The following is a 15,104-nucleotide window of genomic DNA, read 5'->3' as shown; positions in this document are numbered from 1 at the left end:
TGTTTTTTTGTCTACGAGGACTTTGAGTTAAATATTTTATTATTAAACAACCCAAACTTCACAATACACCATATCGCCCTAAATCCATCCTTCCACCCAATTTTCTTCCCTTCAGCAAATGTTCTTCCATAGTAACTGATGCCTACTTCATAGATCCGTATTCCCGGCACCATCGCAATCTTCGCTGTCACTTCCGGTTCAAAACCAAATCGCTTTTCATCAAGGGAAATTCGTTGTATGATGTCGGTTCTAAACATCTTATAACCCGTTTCCATATCCGTTAGATTCAGGTTGGTGAACATGTTCGATAAGAACGTAAGAACACGATTCCCGATCGAATGCCAGAAGAACAGGATGCGGTGTGGATTGCCGCCCATAAATCTTGAGCCGTACACCACATCTGCCGAAGCGAGCATGATTGGTTTTAACAACGTATTGTACTCGCTCGGATCATATTCTAGATCGGCATCCTGTACCAACAGGTATTCGCCGGTTGCCTGGGCTATTCCTGTATGGATGGCCGCACCCTTTCCCTGGTTTACCTCGTGTTTGATGTATTTGAAATAATTGATCGTCAGGTCTGTTTTATTAGAGATGTAATTTTGGATCGCTAACTCGGTATTGTCTTTAGAACAATCATTTACAATGATCACTTCCTTCTCTATATTTCTCAACAGCTTTACCTCATTGATGCGGTCCAGGATCAGCGCGATCGTTTTTTCTTCATTAAAGGCCGGTATAATGATACTCAGCCGGGTGATACTGGTTGCCGGTGGCCGGTTGCCAGTTGCCGGGTGCATATCTTCCCCTTCATGCTCATTGATTACAGGCGTTGGCGCCTGAACTGGATAGATCTTTTCATTGAATGTATTTTCCATACAATATCTTTTTATTGGTTCCCTCCATTGAGTTTGTCCATATCTGCTTTTATTGATCGCCGTATTTTCTTTTCTAAAAGAACGCCAATAAGCGCAAGAAGAATAAAGATGCTATTGAAGATCAGGTGCCCGTTCCAGGATAGTTCGGAGATGATCCCGCCGCAACTGCACGGTAATTCTTTATTGAATAGCATGATGGCGCCAATGTATATCGTGAAAGCAATCATTAAGAACAATGAAGCGTATAATCCCTTCAATCGCCAGCGGGGTATAATTAATAATAGTGATACAATGAATTCTGTAAGGGGCAGCGCCCAGGCAATAAAGGAGGCGACAGGTTTTAATATTGGCGACTCGGCAATCTGTTCTTTAAAGACTGCATACTCCATCAGTTTACTGATTCCCGTGTACAGGAACAGTATAATAAACAATACGGAGATTATTTCTACTATGGTGGATTTTGAAAGCGCGGTGAATGTGATAAGCCGCATAAATGCATTCCGTTTTTGAATAGCTGGACCTTCCATTGTTAAATGGTTGATAATGTTTAATGGTTCAACCCCACCCGGCCTCCCGCCAACTGGCGGAGAGGAGCGGGGGCGTTTATATTTGATATATGATCTACAGGTATAGAGGTGTCTAATGTTGACAGGAATATATTTTATTCCATTTTGATTTTTTTGAATTTGCCGTATTAGCCCCGGTTAAATAACCGGCGCGCACCGGCGGAAACCTTTTCAAGAAGTTTATTTCTTTCTATCTCAAAGTTACATGCGTTCATTATAGATTTTTGCACCATTGTTATCGAAAATTGCATAATTGTTGTCGAAAAATGGTAAGTGCATCACCGTTATATCAGGCATAGATCATTTGCCACTCCGTGGGCGTCATCTTGAACTCTTTCTTGAATGCCGCCGAAAACGTGCTTTGCGAACTGTACAGGCATTTACTGGCTGCTAACTTCTTGGTCATGCCTGCTGACAGGAACTCCTTGGAAGCTTCCAAACGCTGCCTTACCTGGTATTCTTTTATACCAGCTCCATACACGTCTTTAAAGGCTTTTTCAACGGAGTTGCGATTGGGCGCACTTACATGTTCTAATAATTCGGCGGCTGTCTTGTAGTGAAATGGATTGGCATCTATGTGCTGCTTAATGCATTTGATAGCATCCAGCACATACTTCGAATAAGGTTTAATTTTCTGAAGCATGGCGCATTTTTTACTTACTAAATCAGGTTTTTAGCAGTAGGGGTACGCATAGTCCCGGATTGATAATGCAAGTTACAAGGGTGTAATATGGAAATTCTCACAAAATATATCGAAAAGCTCACCAATTAGCAGGCCCTGAGCGTTGTCGAAGGGCCGGGCAGTAAGCGTTGAGCAGGCTTGCCCTGAGCGAAGCCGAAGGGCCGAAACGCTGCTTAGTCAGCTATCCGCCTGTATTGACCTTCACGCACCCTGTTAATAGTATCGCTCAACTCCTGTAACACTTTTTCTCCGGCTCCTCTTAGCTTTCTTATATTATCCCAGTTAGTGGAGGTTTTAAGCAATTGCCCGATGGTATAGATGTTATTATCCATCAAAACATTATATGCTCTTGTGGATAGCTTTAATTGCTGAATGTTTATTTTAAATAACGCATCGTCAATTTCAAGCGTAGTAATATGATGCGATAGCCATCGTGCAAGGGCCTTGCACTGTCTTACATCGAGCCCTTTGATGATCTTTTGTGCGAATAGTAGTTGGTTACTGGTGTATGCCATATATGCAATTTACAAGTTAGGAATATGGAAATTTTCACAAAGGGTATCGAAATCCTCACAAAATTACGCTGCCTCGTGGTCGTTACTTTCCATATAGGTAGTGCTTGCCTGTTTCCGGTAGGCCGTAGGCGTAAGCCCGAACCTTTTTTTAAACGCATAACCAAAATCACTGCTGTTGCTGTAGCCTACGGTTGTGGCTATAGTTTTTAACGGCTGCTGGGTAGTAGCCAGTAACGTCTGCGCCTTCTTCATGCGCAACGCTATCTGCAAGGCATGTATAGTAGTGCCATATACCTGCTTAAAGCCGTAATGCAGTTTATTGCGGTTGATACCAACGGCTAAGGCCAACGCTTCTGTGGTAAATTTGCGGGTAGGATCTTTGGTAATGAGATTATAGACGTGCACAATTGATTGCCGATCGTAATTGTTTACAGGCAGAATGCCATTCGTTTTTGTTGGCTCCTTGCCATTGTTGTCTGGATAAGTCGATGGTGCCATAACGTTACAATTTCAGGCCATCTGCTTGCCGGCCGGTTTCAACTGTAAATTAATTTGTTTGGCACAAAACGATTTGTCCTAAATAGTATTTTATTTGTCCAATATAGTTAACTGCCGCTAGTTGTAAGCCGTAAGCCTAAAGCTATAAGCCTTAAGCAAAAACTTAATAACTCAATAACTCAATAACTGAGAACTAAAAACTAAAAACTGAGAACTTACTTTCTGAAGTATTTGTTCCGGTATTGGGTAGGGGAGAGCCCATAATGTTTTTTGAAGGCTTTGGAAAAGCTGTGCGATGCCTGGTAACCCACTTCAATGCCAATAGCATCTGCGTCATCTTCTGTGGTTACCAGCAATTCTTTGGCTTTTTCCATCCGGGCATGCAACTGGTAGCTGAACCAGGTTTTTCCCACGATCATGATAAAACCTTTTGAAAGCTTGGTTGCACTGATGCCTGCTGTAGTGGCCAGTTCGGCCAGGGTATACGTTTTGTGGAGATTTTCCAACAGCAACTGTCGTACGGCCTCTATGAGCGCTATATCGCTTGTACGAAGTTTGGCAGGAGTTCGTTTAGGCGCCGTTTTATGTTCAAGACTTAAGAACAATATTGTTATCAGCTTGGCATCCAGGAATATTTTGAAGAGTTTGTCGCTGTAGTTACAGGCCAATATGTCTTTGATGTTTGAGATCACCTCGCGCGGCGCTACCGGGTTGGTCTCGTATAATATGCCCGGTTCTTTGGCCCTGATCTTTTTCAGCAGGTTGGCCAGGGCGGGAAAGTATTGCGCAAAGGTATGCAGGTAATCGGTGTTTATTCGAATGGAGAAGGATTTATGGCTTTGGTCTTTTTGAAAATATAGCGTGCCCTTTAGCGCGGGCACATATAATATATTGTAAGCGTTTTTGGGGAAAAGTAAATTGCCCAGGCCATCTACGTGATAATCGAGCGGCGCATCGAGGTTGAAATACAATTCAAGCATGTCCTGCTCCGATGCCATCTCCACGCTATTGTCTTCATTCAATAAATAGCAATGGTACTTTACCGAGAAGGTAGGCGTATCTATATGCTGAAAAAAGAGGTACCCGTAAGTGCCGGTAGCCGCCTGCCGGGTGGCTTCGGGAATGATAAATGATTGCAGGAATTCCGGCAGATGATCGGAAAAGGTGATTGCATTGTTCGACGCCGCAAAATTGACTTTCATAACCTTTAAGTTTCGTCCTTACCTTACAGGTGCCGGTTAGAAAAATTAAATATAAAATGATAACCCTGTTTCACTTACAAAGTTACTCGGCAATAGAATGTACAACCAAATTTTAGGGTGGGAAACATTTTGCCAAAAAAGCGAAAATTCAATATTTTATTTATCAGTATGTATAGTGGATTCATTTTTGAACGGAAGTTGCGGTGGAAGGAAGAAAGTAAAAAAAAATAAATGTAATTATTGGATAAAGGTATTGGTAAACATATTGTACTTGCATAACTTTGTGTGATACCCTAAGTTGATTATTTTTAGCATCCTTAACAATCCACTACGACTGTTAATCACCATTCATAATGATTTGAATCCCGGGTAGTATAGTGCGGTATCCTGGCCCCTGGTAGGCCTGATTGATTAAACGTTAAACTTGAAATTATGCACCTTACCCTTACAAAGCCACGGGTATTGGAGATTGCTGACAATCTATGGAAGAAATGGTGGCAGGGCGCTCCGATTGCATATCCGAATTTTTTAATTGAATTGCATTACCTCGATTTTTTCCTGCACTATCTGCAGGATGTAAAGATCGAACCGGATGGCAATGTGATCCCGGTTGTGCAAAACGAACTGGAGCAATCGTTGAAAAAAGTAACGGAGCAAATAACGCATTTGCTTGCCGGTCAAAATGGAGCGGCCGATGTAATTAAGAAGATCATACACGAGCGCCGCCTCATTCTGCGCAAACCCTGGATAACATATAACGGTCAACTGCCCGATAAAAAAAAGAAAGGCTTCTCTAAAGAGTTATGGGAAGACTATAACCATTGGTTGCTGGCGGTAACTTTCTGGAGAGGCTTTGTTCAGTCATTCGATAAAGAATTTACCGTTAGTCCGCCAGAAGAATTGTACGATCCCAATGGTGTTTTGTTAGATGAAAAGAACAAGCCGTTATGGGGTATGTGGATGGAGTATGAAAAATTGGGCCGCACATTTATCAGTGCAGCCAATAACCATCAATCGATCCATGTGTTGCCATTTGTATCGTGGCATAGGAATAAAACGCTGTAGATGCGGGAACCCGCCTAATATTTCCGGATAAATGCCAGCAGGTCGTTACATGTGCCGTTGAAGATATCAAAGTCTGTTTTCCTGGAGTTAATATTATATGAGTTCTGTCTTTGCCAGATAGCATACCCCTTTTCCCTCCAGAGCCTGGGGAGCCGGGGCGCCGTTTTATCCGAATATTCAGCCAGCCATAATGGATAGTACATGAGGGATGAGTCGGTGAAGTATGAATCGGCAAAAAAAAGTGTTGTATAGATGACCGGTTTGCGCCGTGTCTTTTGCTCAATATAATGCAATAAAATAAGCAGGTCTTTTTCAAGGCGTGCTGCATCTGCTCCGCATGCCATGTCCACCCCCTCAATGTCTATCAGCGGCGGCATATCGGTACTATCCAGGTCTTTAATCGTTTCAAGAAAATGCTGCGCCTGTTGAACGGGAGGATCGCAACTGCGGTAAAAATGATAGGCGCCCCGGATCAACCCTTTCTGTCTTATCAATTTCCAGTTGGAGGCAAAATCGGGATCAACATACGAAATGCCTTCTGTTGCTTTGCATATTACAAAATGCAGGCTGTCGATATGCGGGATATCCGTCAGCAGGTTGCCCTGGTATTTAGACACATCAATACCGTATACATTAGCTGCAGGTTTCAGTAACACGCCGGTATCGGCGGCCCTTCCGGTTTGCGGATGCAGGGGCGCCTTCCCATTCGCGGCCTGTTCTTTAATGGCGGGCATGTTCTGTTGTTTGCTTCCGGCAGACGAATAAATGGCCAACATTACAGAAGCCGTTATACTCAGGAAAAAGAGAATATACAACGACCGGCGTAAAACGCGGTTGCGGCCCAATGTTATATCCAGCAATACCAGGTTGTCGACATCCTTCTCCAGGATATGCAGGCGCCGCTCTGATATTTGCCGCGCAGGCGCCCTTAGCGGCCCTGCCAAAGCGCGTGGTTCGATCCTTCTTATTACTACCGTCAGCATCCTGGCGGCCAGCCGGTGATGCCACACAAATTTATCCAGTTTCTCCCGAAGCATGGTTTTCATATTAGCTATTTCGGTATAGGCTATGTTACATTGCAACGCATACTCCCTGGCCCTTATGACAAAAGATACATCCGTATACGTTCTGGTGAGGTGCAGCATTTTCAGCACTATCTGCTTATGACATACATCCATGTCCTTACCGGACCCGTTTATCTGCCATTCGCCGAATATCTTCATATAATCGATCATCCATTCGGGTTCGTTCCCCCGGTTAAACGGTTTTTGGCGCATGTTCTCTTCCAGCATCTCATGCATTTGGGCCAGGTGCGAAAGATTATCATAAAATTGCCGTTCGCAGCGCTTGTATTCATTTGAATAATACTTTACATAATCATGCGTACTTTCCTGCTGAAACCCAAGGCGGTCCCGTAAGGCAAACAATTTGACGCCGGGTTTTAAAGCATACCGCTGGTACAGGAAAACCGAAGGGTTTTGAAGAAGGACCGTCCACCGTTTGTTCAGGTAACCGGCCGTGGCGATGCCTGCAAAGTGGGTACCGGCATCATAGTTTTTTTCGAGGTCCAGTTGCACCAGGCATTGCATGGCCGCCCGGTACTGCCGGATGCAGAAAGTCCTGAATTCCCCCAGCACATACAGGAGCGCTTTCTTATGCGCGCTTCTTATCAGCAGCCCTCTTTCCTGCCGGGCCAGCAATACCAGCAGCAACACAACCGGCAGGTGTAAAAGCGCCAGTATCAGTTTGGCCTGGCTGTTCATATCGGCTGCCAGCATTTGCAGGAATTCTACTGTTTTTTGCATACTTCTTTTTTTAAATCAGAAAAGGGATACATTATCCGGCGTTGCCGCTGATTGTATCGGCAGTGGCATTGTCTTGCGGGGAAAGCTTTTTCACCTGGTAATATTTGTTTAACCAAAGAGCGGCCATCTGAGAGCGGGAGATGTTCCTGAGGTAAAAATTAATAGGTACGCCGCCGCCGCCTTCCTTTACGCTATTGATAAAATTCTCAAACGCGGTCATCAGCGAATTCATATCGAGCACTTTGTTGGCTTCCTCGTCAATTTTGTTCAGTCCCAGCATAATGCTTTGTATAGACGCATTTTTTACGGCCAGCATTTCGGCCCCACTTTGCGAAGAAGCTGCAGCAGACGAGATCGTTTTGTTTTCATCTGCCGCACCTGAGTTTCGCACCTGGTTCATTATCTTACCGGCATCCGCTTCAGAAAAGGATTTTACGCCCATCCTGATCTCCTTCGAAGCCAGGGAAGGAATGGCGCCCATGGTAATGACATTGATATGGCAACTGATGTCATTACTGCTCAGCAGGCTTTTAATTTGGTTCGATACAGAAGGGTCGATGCCGAACCCGCCCGATTCCCGGGCCAGCCATTTCCCGAGGGTCAACTGTTCCTGCAGGTCGTCGATAAGCGATGGGGGCAGCAGGGTAGTCGTTTCTTTCCTTAGTATATGCACCATACCAATAAACGAAGAACCGTAGCTGGCGCCCGATAACAGGCTGATCGATTGCTGGCCTGAATTCTTTTGTTGCGCTATTTGCCGAACCGTCTCCGGGTCGCTGGTATCAATGGCCTCATTCCCGGCTCCGAACAACGCATTCCATGCGGCAATGCCTTTGTCTGCATCCAGCGCCAGCGGGCTTAGCATCTTAGCCGTTTTATGGGTGCAACTGGCCGCAATGATCAATGTACCGGAAATGGAATGGTTCTCGCGTTGCCGGCTGATTTGCCGCGTGGCCGCCGTACTTAGCTTGCCGGCCACTGCGTCGCCCAGGAGTTCAGCCGAAGCCTCAATGAAATCTTTGATGGAAGCCATGGTGCTGTCGGCCCGCTGCTCATTTTCATTATAGGAAAAGTACTGTACGTCCATTGATAATGATTCTGCGGCCAGAGGCTGATCAGACACCACGGTTTTTTCAAAATCCACCGGGCTCTCGGGGGCGGTTCCGATGGTTTGCGTTTTGCCCCTTAGCTCCTGTATCTTTGTTTCCTGTGCCATGCGGGTGGTTGAATAATCAACCGCCGCCTTTGTTATCTCCTGGCTTATCTCTCCGCTTTTCGTAAGCAGATCGGCCGTATCGATATTCATATTGGCCAGTTCCCTAATGGTCATATCGATGCTTTGCCTGAGAGCGATAAAAGATTTCAGCTTATCATAAGCATTGTCTATAGCCGACTGGCAGGCGCTGATCTGCAACAGGGTGGCCAGGGCCGCCGGGTCTACAATACTCCCAAGCACAAGCGAAGGATGATATGGAATGGAGGATGGCATAACTACCTATTGTATTTCTCTACGTGTTGTTGGTGTTGGTTGTGGCTGCAGTATTACCGCCGCCGGGCTGTGGCGCAGGCGAGCCGGTAACATCGTCGCCCGAAACAGCCAGGAATTTCTGCGGATAATATTTGCCTACCCACATTTCGGCCAGTTGCGCCTGGGTAATGGGCTTCAGGTAATAATTGATCGGCACGCCAAACGGCACATTCGGTGGCGGCGTAGCAGCGCTTTTGGCATAATCTTCAAAAGCCGTCATCATGGTATTGATGTCGAGCATCTTATTGGCTGCAGAATCTATGGTTGATACGCCCAGCATCACGCTTGAGATCTGGCTTTTCTGCATGGACATCATTTGTCCGCCCACCCTGGCTTTTTCTGCAGACGATCTTACCGAATCCTGTTCGGATGAGGTGTTGTTGGCCAGGTCAGACAGGTTTTTCATGATCTGCGCACCGTCGAAGTTCGCAAACTGTTTCACTGCTGATTTCACCTGACCCGACACGATGGACGGTATAAATCCCATCGTAACCAGGCTCACATGTGAAGTAATGTTCTGTGCGCTTAGCATGTTCTTGATATCGCTCGAAAAAGAGCTGCTGATACCGAAACCGCCCGATTCATGCGCCCACCATTTTCCTACGCTCGCCTGTGTTTGAAGGCTTTCTGCTAGCGACACCATTGCCTGGCTGCTGCGGGTGGAGGTTTTGTTAAGTACATGCACCATCCCTATAAAGCACGAGCCATAGGTAGCGCCTGATATAATGTTAAATGATTTCTCCTCCCGCGTACCCGCTTTGGCTGCAATCATTGCTATACTGGCAGGGCTGTCTGTCTTTATCTTGTCTTCATCGGAAGGGAACAGCTTGTTCCATACACGGATAGCCTTGTCTACATCTATGACAAACGGCGCCAGCAACTGTGCATTCTTGTGCGTGCAGGTAGCACTGATGACCAGGGTGCCCGAGATGTTATGGTTTTCCAACTGGCTGCTTACCTGCGTGGTGGCGGCCGACGATACCTGAAAAGATTTGTCGCTGCCCAGAATACTGGTGGAATTACTGATAAATCCCTTGATATTGCTGATGGTACTCAGGGAAGATTGTTCATTGGATTCAAAGGAAAAATACTGGGCTTCCAGCTTCAGCGAATCGGCCGCCAGCGGCATAGACTTCAGGTCCGACTTGCCGTAATTCACCGGGCTTTCATAGTCCACGTGCACCGCCAGTTGTTTGCTTTTTAGTTCCTTGATTCGGGCAACGTTGTCTACCCAGGCCTTCGCATAATCCTTACCGGCGTCCTCTATGTCTTTATTAATAACCGTTATCTCCTTAAGCACTTCTTCTACAGGAATGTTCAGGTTCATCATTTCCTGTACAGACATATCCAGGCTGCGTCGAACCGAGATCAGTGAATTGAGCGTGTCCTGCGCTGCGTCTATAGGCGCCTGCGCCTGGCTAAGTTCCAGCATATGCTGCAGTATTTCGGCATGTACGATGCTTCCCAGCACCAGGGAGGGATCGTAGGGAATGGTTGTAGGCATATCTACAGTTTTTAAGATTTATTTCAATAAATGCACACGGGGAAGAATGGCCTTGACGGGTAACCGGTTTTCGGGTCGGTGATGGCAGCCATTTAAACCAATGCCCTTATTGCTTATTGTTGGCAGTGTTATCAAACGCGAGCGTATTTAGAAATTTAAACGCCTCATTAAAAGCCGTTTCTGTTTCTGATGAGGGAAAGTCTTTTGAAGGAGAATTTATTCCTAATCTTCTCAATAGCTCACCACAATTGAACGTCTTTAATTCGTCTGCTTTTATCGACAACTTATTTAACGATTTCATTTCGTTATTTTTTATTGGCCCCAACTCCTTATCATCGCCTATAAAATCACTTGAAATGTAATAGGTAAACCCGGTCCCTGAAAAAACAGGCACAATCCCTTTCGAATCAGCTAAAAGAAAGGCATTGTTGCTTTCTTCAGCAGCCTCGCGGTATACTATTTCATAATCGATTTTATCCTGCAACTCTTCCTGTCCACCAAAAAACTGGGGCATTCCGGGGTGGCTGAGCGCATTGTCGTTTTTAAGCGGGAAATATAAATCTACGGTCCTTGTTTGCATTATTTTTCTGTACAACAATACATAAGCGCGGTAAGACATAATATTACTTTTTTGGGTTGAAAAAATGATAAATAGCTGATCAGTGCCTACTCTCCCGGGGCTTTTCGGCATCCGCCCTGGCAATGCTAGTATACTACACTGGCAATGTCTGTTCCATCATCCGTTTTTGCTTCAACCGTTACCCTTATCTTACTTGCCGGCAATTTTGAAGAAGTAAAGGCAACCGTGTTTTGTGGGGTCGCATTGGTAAGCGTTCCATTTTGAATAGCCGAATACTTATCCGAATTCGCGGGTAAATAATCCACATAATAAGTAATGGCGGCGCTGCTGACATTGGAAATGGTAAAACCTGGTGAATTGAACAGGTTAATTTCCTGGCTTTTGGCATGTTTTAATTTTACGGTAGTAGGCATGTTGTTTTGTTTTATTGGTGAATGAATAATTATAATATGAGGTCGTGGGGTACAAAAGCATTAACAATATTTATATACCTGGCAATCGGGCCCGGCGCTTTTTAAATCGGTATCTATCCACTATCTTAGCCTCTAATGCCGAACCCTTTTACACCTGCTGTCCTGTGTTTGATTTCTTATGTAAAATTTGACATTACGCTGCGCATAAAAAACACGGTTTCCCGGTATTTTCCTCCTCACGGAAAACCGTTACTCAAAAACAGCAACTTTCCGTTAGCATTAACCGCTGTTCAGCACAGAACCGGGGCTATTCATTCAAAATTCAAAATCATATATGGAAAAAAACCAGATCCCTGTTTATTTCAACTCTTTTGATCTTCATTATATTCCTCTGCCCGAAAACTATTCCATCTTGCCCATAACGGCTTTAGGCCCTCAGCCTGCAGCTTATGCGCAGGGAACCTTTGAAATGCTGTATGTAACGATTGCCATTCCTGTATCGGGCCAGCATACGTTGATACAGCCGGAGGGGATCGGGTTAACAATGTCCGATCTTCCTAAAACCTATATGTTCAGATGCACATTCGCGATGGGCAGCGATCAGGCTAACGTGCAGGCCAGGCTGGCGCTGATCGGATTTTCGGTTTGCATGCCCCGGGGAGTTGCCAAAGATGACCTGGTGCAACTGTCTATTTATGTTATACCCGATCCAAAGAAGCCCGACGACAATGTGGGGAAAGTAGTGATGGACGCCAACATACTGCCTACCTGGCCCTGACTTTAATATTATCGATATGCTCGCCCACCGTTCTATCATTTGCGGTATTTCCATTATCCTTTTTCATGTATGCCAGGCACAGCCTGTGAGCGTATACACCGACAGCATACGCACCTGCCTGCAACTGCCCCGTCCCGATACCGGCAAATATTATTTACTGCTGCGGCTGGCCCAGCTGCCGGAATGCCCGGCTGATACGTTACTTGCATATGGTCATTACTGGTATAACTATACCGAGAAACGGCATATCAGCCCGGGCAGGCCCGAAGCCCTGTATGCCATAGGCCTTGCCCTGTACCGGAAGGGAATGAACCCGGAGGCTGCTGAACGCCTGTACCAGGCTGCCACGGTTTGGGAACGTAACGGTAGAAACCCGCTACAACTGGCGCGAACCTACGAACTCATTGCAGGCATTCATAAAATAATGCAGCGGTATGCCGATGCATTGGCCTATTACCGCCTGGCCTGCCGCATAAAAAAAACACTCAACAATGAAGCCATCCTGCTCAGCACATACAATGGGCTTGGCAATACGTTCAGGCTGCTGCACCAAACAGATTCGGCGGTGCATTACCTGGAAAAGGCTCATGCACTTACTGCCGGCAATGAACTGGCAAAAGCGCAGGTAAGCAATAACCTGGGCAATATCTACTGGTCGCTGAAAAACTGGCTGGCCGCCCGGCAATGGTATCAAAAGGCCCTGCAAAGCTTTGAAACATTGCAACAGCCCGAAGGGATTGCAGAAGCCTGTTTTAACCTGGGCGCCATTGCCACGCAGTTGCAACAATACCATGCCGCCATTGCGTATTACAACAAAAGCCTGGAAGCCGTTCCCACCGGCCAGCCGGTAGAACACCTGGAATGGATATACGAACACCTGGCCGATGCCTATTTTCATACCGGTAACTTCGAAAACGCCTATACAAACGAAAGGGCTTATGATAAAATAAAAGACAGCCTGCTTTCCCTGCAGGTGCAGCAATCCATTGCAGCCCTCAAAGAAAAGTATGAAACGGAAAAAAAGGAGCATGCGCTGGCCCTTGAAAAAGAAAGAACGGCCCGGCTGCTGGCCGCCAACAGCCAACAATTTCGTTTCCTTTGCATGCTGGCAGGCGTGGCGCTGCTGATCACCGTTATGGGCTTTATTATGATAAGAAATATACGCCGCAAGCAACTGCTGGCTGCTGCACTTGCCGGGTTGAAGGAAAAAGAAAAGCAACAACTGATACAGGAACAGGCGTTAAAAAGCAACATCGCCATGCTGGAAGGGCGCGAGGCGGAGCGGCAACGAATTGCACGTGACTTGCATGACCGGCTTGGCAGCACGCTCAGCTCGGTACGGCTGTTTATGCAGAGCAACCAAACCGGTACCCCGCCGGGCAACAGCAAAATCATGCTGCTGCTGGAAGAAGCTGTTAACGATGTGCGGCGTATTTCGCACGACCTTTCAGACAATGTATTAATTAAATACGGGCTGGAAGAAGCATTAAAGGATCTTAAAGACACCATCGAAAGTACAGGCAGGTTGCAGGTTACGCTCTATCAACAGGCCGTTGACGGGTTGCCTGCAGATACCGCATCGGAAATTTATTATATCGTTCGCGAACTCGCGGCCAACGCGGTAAAGCACAGTGACGCATCGCGGCTATTTATTCAGTTGCTGCAGGACAACCGGTTACTGCACCTTACGGTAGAAGACAATGGTTCGGGGTTTAACCCTGCGGTTACCCATAAAGGTATAGGGCTTCACAATATTGAGATCAGGGCCCGGAAGATCGGGGCACAGTATACCATCGATGCCCGTACCGGTAAAGGGAGCTGTTTTTGCTTTGCTATCCCGTTACCGTAAACAGTTATTGTTATATGAACGACCAACCCATATTGATCGTAGACGACCACCGTTTATTTGCAGAAGGAGTTCGTTCCCTGCTTTCCGTTAACGGGTTTACGTTTGTAAACATTCTTTCCGACGGCAGGCAACTGGCATCCCTGCTGGAAACCCAGGCGCCCCGGCTGCTTCTAATGGACATCGCCATGGAACATATTGACGGCATCGAACTGTCGGCCATGGTGCGGAAACAGTTTCCCGCCATTAAGATCCTGATCGTTTCCATGTATACCAAACGCATCTATATAGAGAAGCTATTACAAACGGGTATTGACGGCTATCTTATTAAAAATGCCGGCGACGAAGAGCTGATAAGCACGGTTTGCACCATACTGGAAGGAGGCCGTTATTTTTCACCCCAGGTAGGGGATATATTGTTAAAAAGCATGCATGCTTCTTCGGGAGAAGCTGTACTTACACCCAGGGAAAAAGACGTTCTGCAACTGATAGCCGAAGGTTATAGCACCAAGGAAATTTCCTCCCGGCTGTTTGTAAGTGTGAATACGGTGGAGACGCACCGGAAAAACATGCTGCTTAAAACGGGTTTGCGCAATGTTGCCCACCTCATTAAATGGGCGTACGAAAACGGGCACCTCTGACCACGAACACGTGTTAAACCCGCATATTCCGCGCTATAGCTATTATCGTATAATACCCAAAATCTATTCCCGGATGATAAATGGTGGTATGTTTCCTCAGCTGAACTCCAGTTTTTGCAAATAATAAGCGATGTTGATCAGTACCCATAATGACGAAAATCATTTCTGAGGCAACTAAAATCAAGTCAGAAGTAGCGGTTCCTTTCTAATTTTGTATGGCAAAACAGCTTGCAATACCATGAACAATAAACTGACGAAGATTATCCTGGTTTGTTTCATATGCGTTGGTATTGTGACGGTACTTGTGTGGCTTATTCAAAAATTGAAAATCTAAAAAATTCTTTTATGAAAAGGAACATGGGTAATATAGACCGTATCATCCGCATTTTTCTGTCTGCAGTATTTGCATACCTTTATTTTGCCGGCGTGGTCTCAGGCATGTTTGGTTTAATACTGGTAATTTTGGGCAGCGTGTTTTTATTAACCAGCATAATAGGTTTTTGTCCATTGTATACTGTTTTTGGTTTTAATAGCTGTCCGGAGAAAAAATAAAAACAGCGGTAGAAAAATAATTGATTGAACACACAATCGCAAAGTCGGGAT

The 15,104-nt window shown here is 45.8% G+C and carries 16 protein-coding genes; 5 read left to right on the top strand and 11 right to left on the bottom strand.

Features of this window, described 5'->3' with window-relative positions; genetic code table 11:
• Window positions 1–11: 11 nt before the first annotated feature.
• The 6 genes from FAM09_RS13965 to FAM09_RS13940 form a co-directional block, all read right to left on the bottom strand.
• Window positions 12–878: a glycosyltransferase family 2 protein gene (locus tag FAM09_RS13965; RefSeq protein ID WP_243751671.1), complete on the bottom strand. Its 867-nt coding sequence runs from the start codon at window positions 876–878 to the stop codon at window positions 12–14.
• An 11-nt stretch (window positions 879–889) separates the two neighbouring features.
• Window positions 890–1,405, bottom strand: a complete 516-nt coding sequence (locus FAM09_RS13960; RefSeq protein ID WP_166437136.1) for a MauE/DoxX family redox-associated membrane protein — start codon at window positions 1,403–1,405, stop codon at window positions 890–892.
• A 328-nt stretch (window positions 1,406–1,733) separates the two neighbouring features.
• Entirely contained in the window at window positions 1,734–2,087 is a 354-nt protein-coding gene (locus FAM09_RS13955) for a helix-turn-helix domain-containing protein (protein WP_136577732.1), read from the bottom strand.
• Window positions 2,088–2,299: 212 nt separating this feature from the next.
• Window positions 2,300–2,641 (bottom strand): DNA-directed RNA polymerase subunit alpha C-terminal domain-containing protein, encoded by a 342-nt coding sequence (locus tag FAM09_RS13950; RefSeq protein WP_136577731.1) that lies wholly within the window; start codon window positions 2,639–2,641, stop codon window positions 2,300–2,302.
• Between the two features lie 63 nt (window positions 2,642–2,704).
• Window positions 2,705–3,139: a helix-turn-helix domain-containing protein gene (locus FAM09_RS13945; RefSeq protein WP_136577730.1), complete on the bottom strand. Its 435-nt coding sequence runs from the start codon at window positions 3,137–3,139 to the stop codon at window positions 2,705–2,707.
• Between the two features lie 215 nt (window positions 3,140–3,354).
• A complete protein-coding gene (locus tag FAM09_RS13940; RefSeq protein ID WP_136577729.1) occupies window positions 3,355–4,341 on the bottom strand; it encodes a helix-turn-helix domain-containing protein in 987 nt (328 codons plus the stop codon).
• 432 nt (window positions 4,342–4,773) lie between these two features.
• Here FAM09_RS13940 and FAM09_RS13935 point away from each other — a divergent pair, with 432 nt between their 5' ends.
• Window positions 4,774–5,406, top strand: a complete 633-nt coding sequence (locus FAM09_RS13935; protein WP_136577728.1) for a hypothetical protein — start codon at window positions 4,774–4,776, stop codon at window positions 5,404–5,406.
• A gap of 14 nt (window positions 5,407–5,420) precedes the next feature.
• Here FAM09_RS13935 and FAM09_RS13930 read toward each other — a convergent pair whose 3' ends face one another.
• From FAM09_RS13930 to FAM09_RS13910, 5 genes are all read right to left on the bottom strand, one after another.
• Window positions 5,421–7,211 (bottom strand): GH25 family lysozyme, encoded by a 1,791-nt coding sequence (locus FAM09_RS13930; RefSeq protein ID WP_136577727.1) that lies wholly within the window; start codon window positions 7,209–7,211, stop codon window positions 5,421–5,423.
• Window positions 7,212–7,242: 31 nt separating this feature from the next.
• Window positions 7,243–8,700, bottom strand: a complete 1,458-nt coding sequence (locus tag FAM09_RS13925; RefSeq protein WP_136577726.1) for a hypothetical protein — start codon at window positions 8,698–8,700, stop codon at window positions 7,243–7,245.
• A gap of 19 nt (window positions 8,701–8,719) precedes the next feature.
• Complete coding sequence (locus tag FAM09_RS13920; RefSeq protein ID WP_136577725.1) at window positions 8,720–10,243, bottom strand: hypothetical protein; 1,524 nt, start codon at window positions 10,241–10,243, stop codon at window positions 8,720–8,722.
• 106 nt (window positions 10,244–10,349) lie between these two features.
• Complete coding sequence (locus tag FAM09_RS13915; protein ID WP_136577724.1) at window positions 10,350–10,862, bottom strand: hypothetical protein; 513 nt, start codon at window positions 10,860–10,862, stop codon at window positions 10,350–10,352.
• 86 nt (window positions 10,863–10,948) lie between these two features.
• Window positions 10,949–11,236: a hypothetical protein gene (locus FAM09_RS13910; protein ID WP_136577723.1), complete on the bottom strand. Its 288-nt coding sequence runs from the start codon at window positions 11,234–11,236 to the stop codon at window positions 10,949–10,951.
• Between the two features lie 334 nt (window positions 11,237–11,570).
• Here FAM09_RS13910 and FAM09_RS13905 point away from each other — a divergent pair, with 334 nt between their 5' ends.
• From FAM09_RS13905 to FAM09_RS13890, 4 genes are all read left to right on the top strand, one after another.
• Window positions 11,571–12,014 (top strand): hypothetical protein, encoded by a 444-nt coding sequence (locus tag FAM09_RS13905; protein ID WP_136577722.1) that lies wholly within the window; start codon window positions 11,571–11,573, stop codon window positions 12,012–12,014.
• Between the two features lie 16 nt (window positions 12,015–12,030).
• Window positions 12,031–13,863 carry a tetratricopeptide repeat-containing sensor histidine kinase gene (locus FAM09_RS13900; protein WP_136577721.1) on the top strand — a complete coding sequence of 611 codons (1,833 nt, stop codon included), beginning with the start codon at window positions 12,031–12,033 and terminating at the stop codon, window positions 13,861–13,863.
• Between the two features lie 14 nt (window positions 13,864–13,877).
• Window positions 13,878–14,501, top strand: coding sequence for a response regulator (locus tag FAM09_RS13895; protein WP_136577720.1), 624 nt, complete (start codon window positions 13,878–13,880; stop codon window positions 14,499–14,501).
• 345 nt (window positions 14,502–14,846) lie between these two features.
• Window positions 14,847–15,053 carry a YgaP family membrane protein gene (locus FAM09_RS13890; protein WP_136577719.1) on the top strand — a complete coding sequence of 69 codons (207 nt, stop codon included), beginning with the start codon at window positions 14,847–14,849 and terminating at the stop codon, window positions 15,051–15,053.
• The last annotated feature ends 51 nt before the right edge of the window (window positions 15,054–15,104 follow it).

The organism is Niastella caeni (genome assembly GCF_004834005.1).
Lineage (GTDB): Bacteria > Bacteroidota > Bacteroidia > Chitinophagales > Chitinophagaceae > Niastella > Niastella caeni.
Note: the sequence above shows the minus strand (reverse complement) of the source record. Positions and strands in the feature narration are given on the sequence as shown.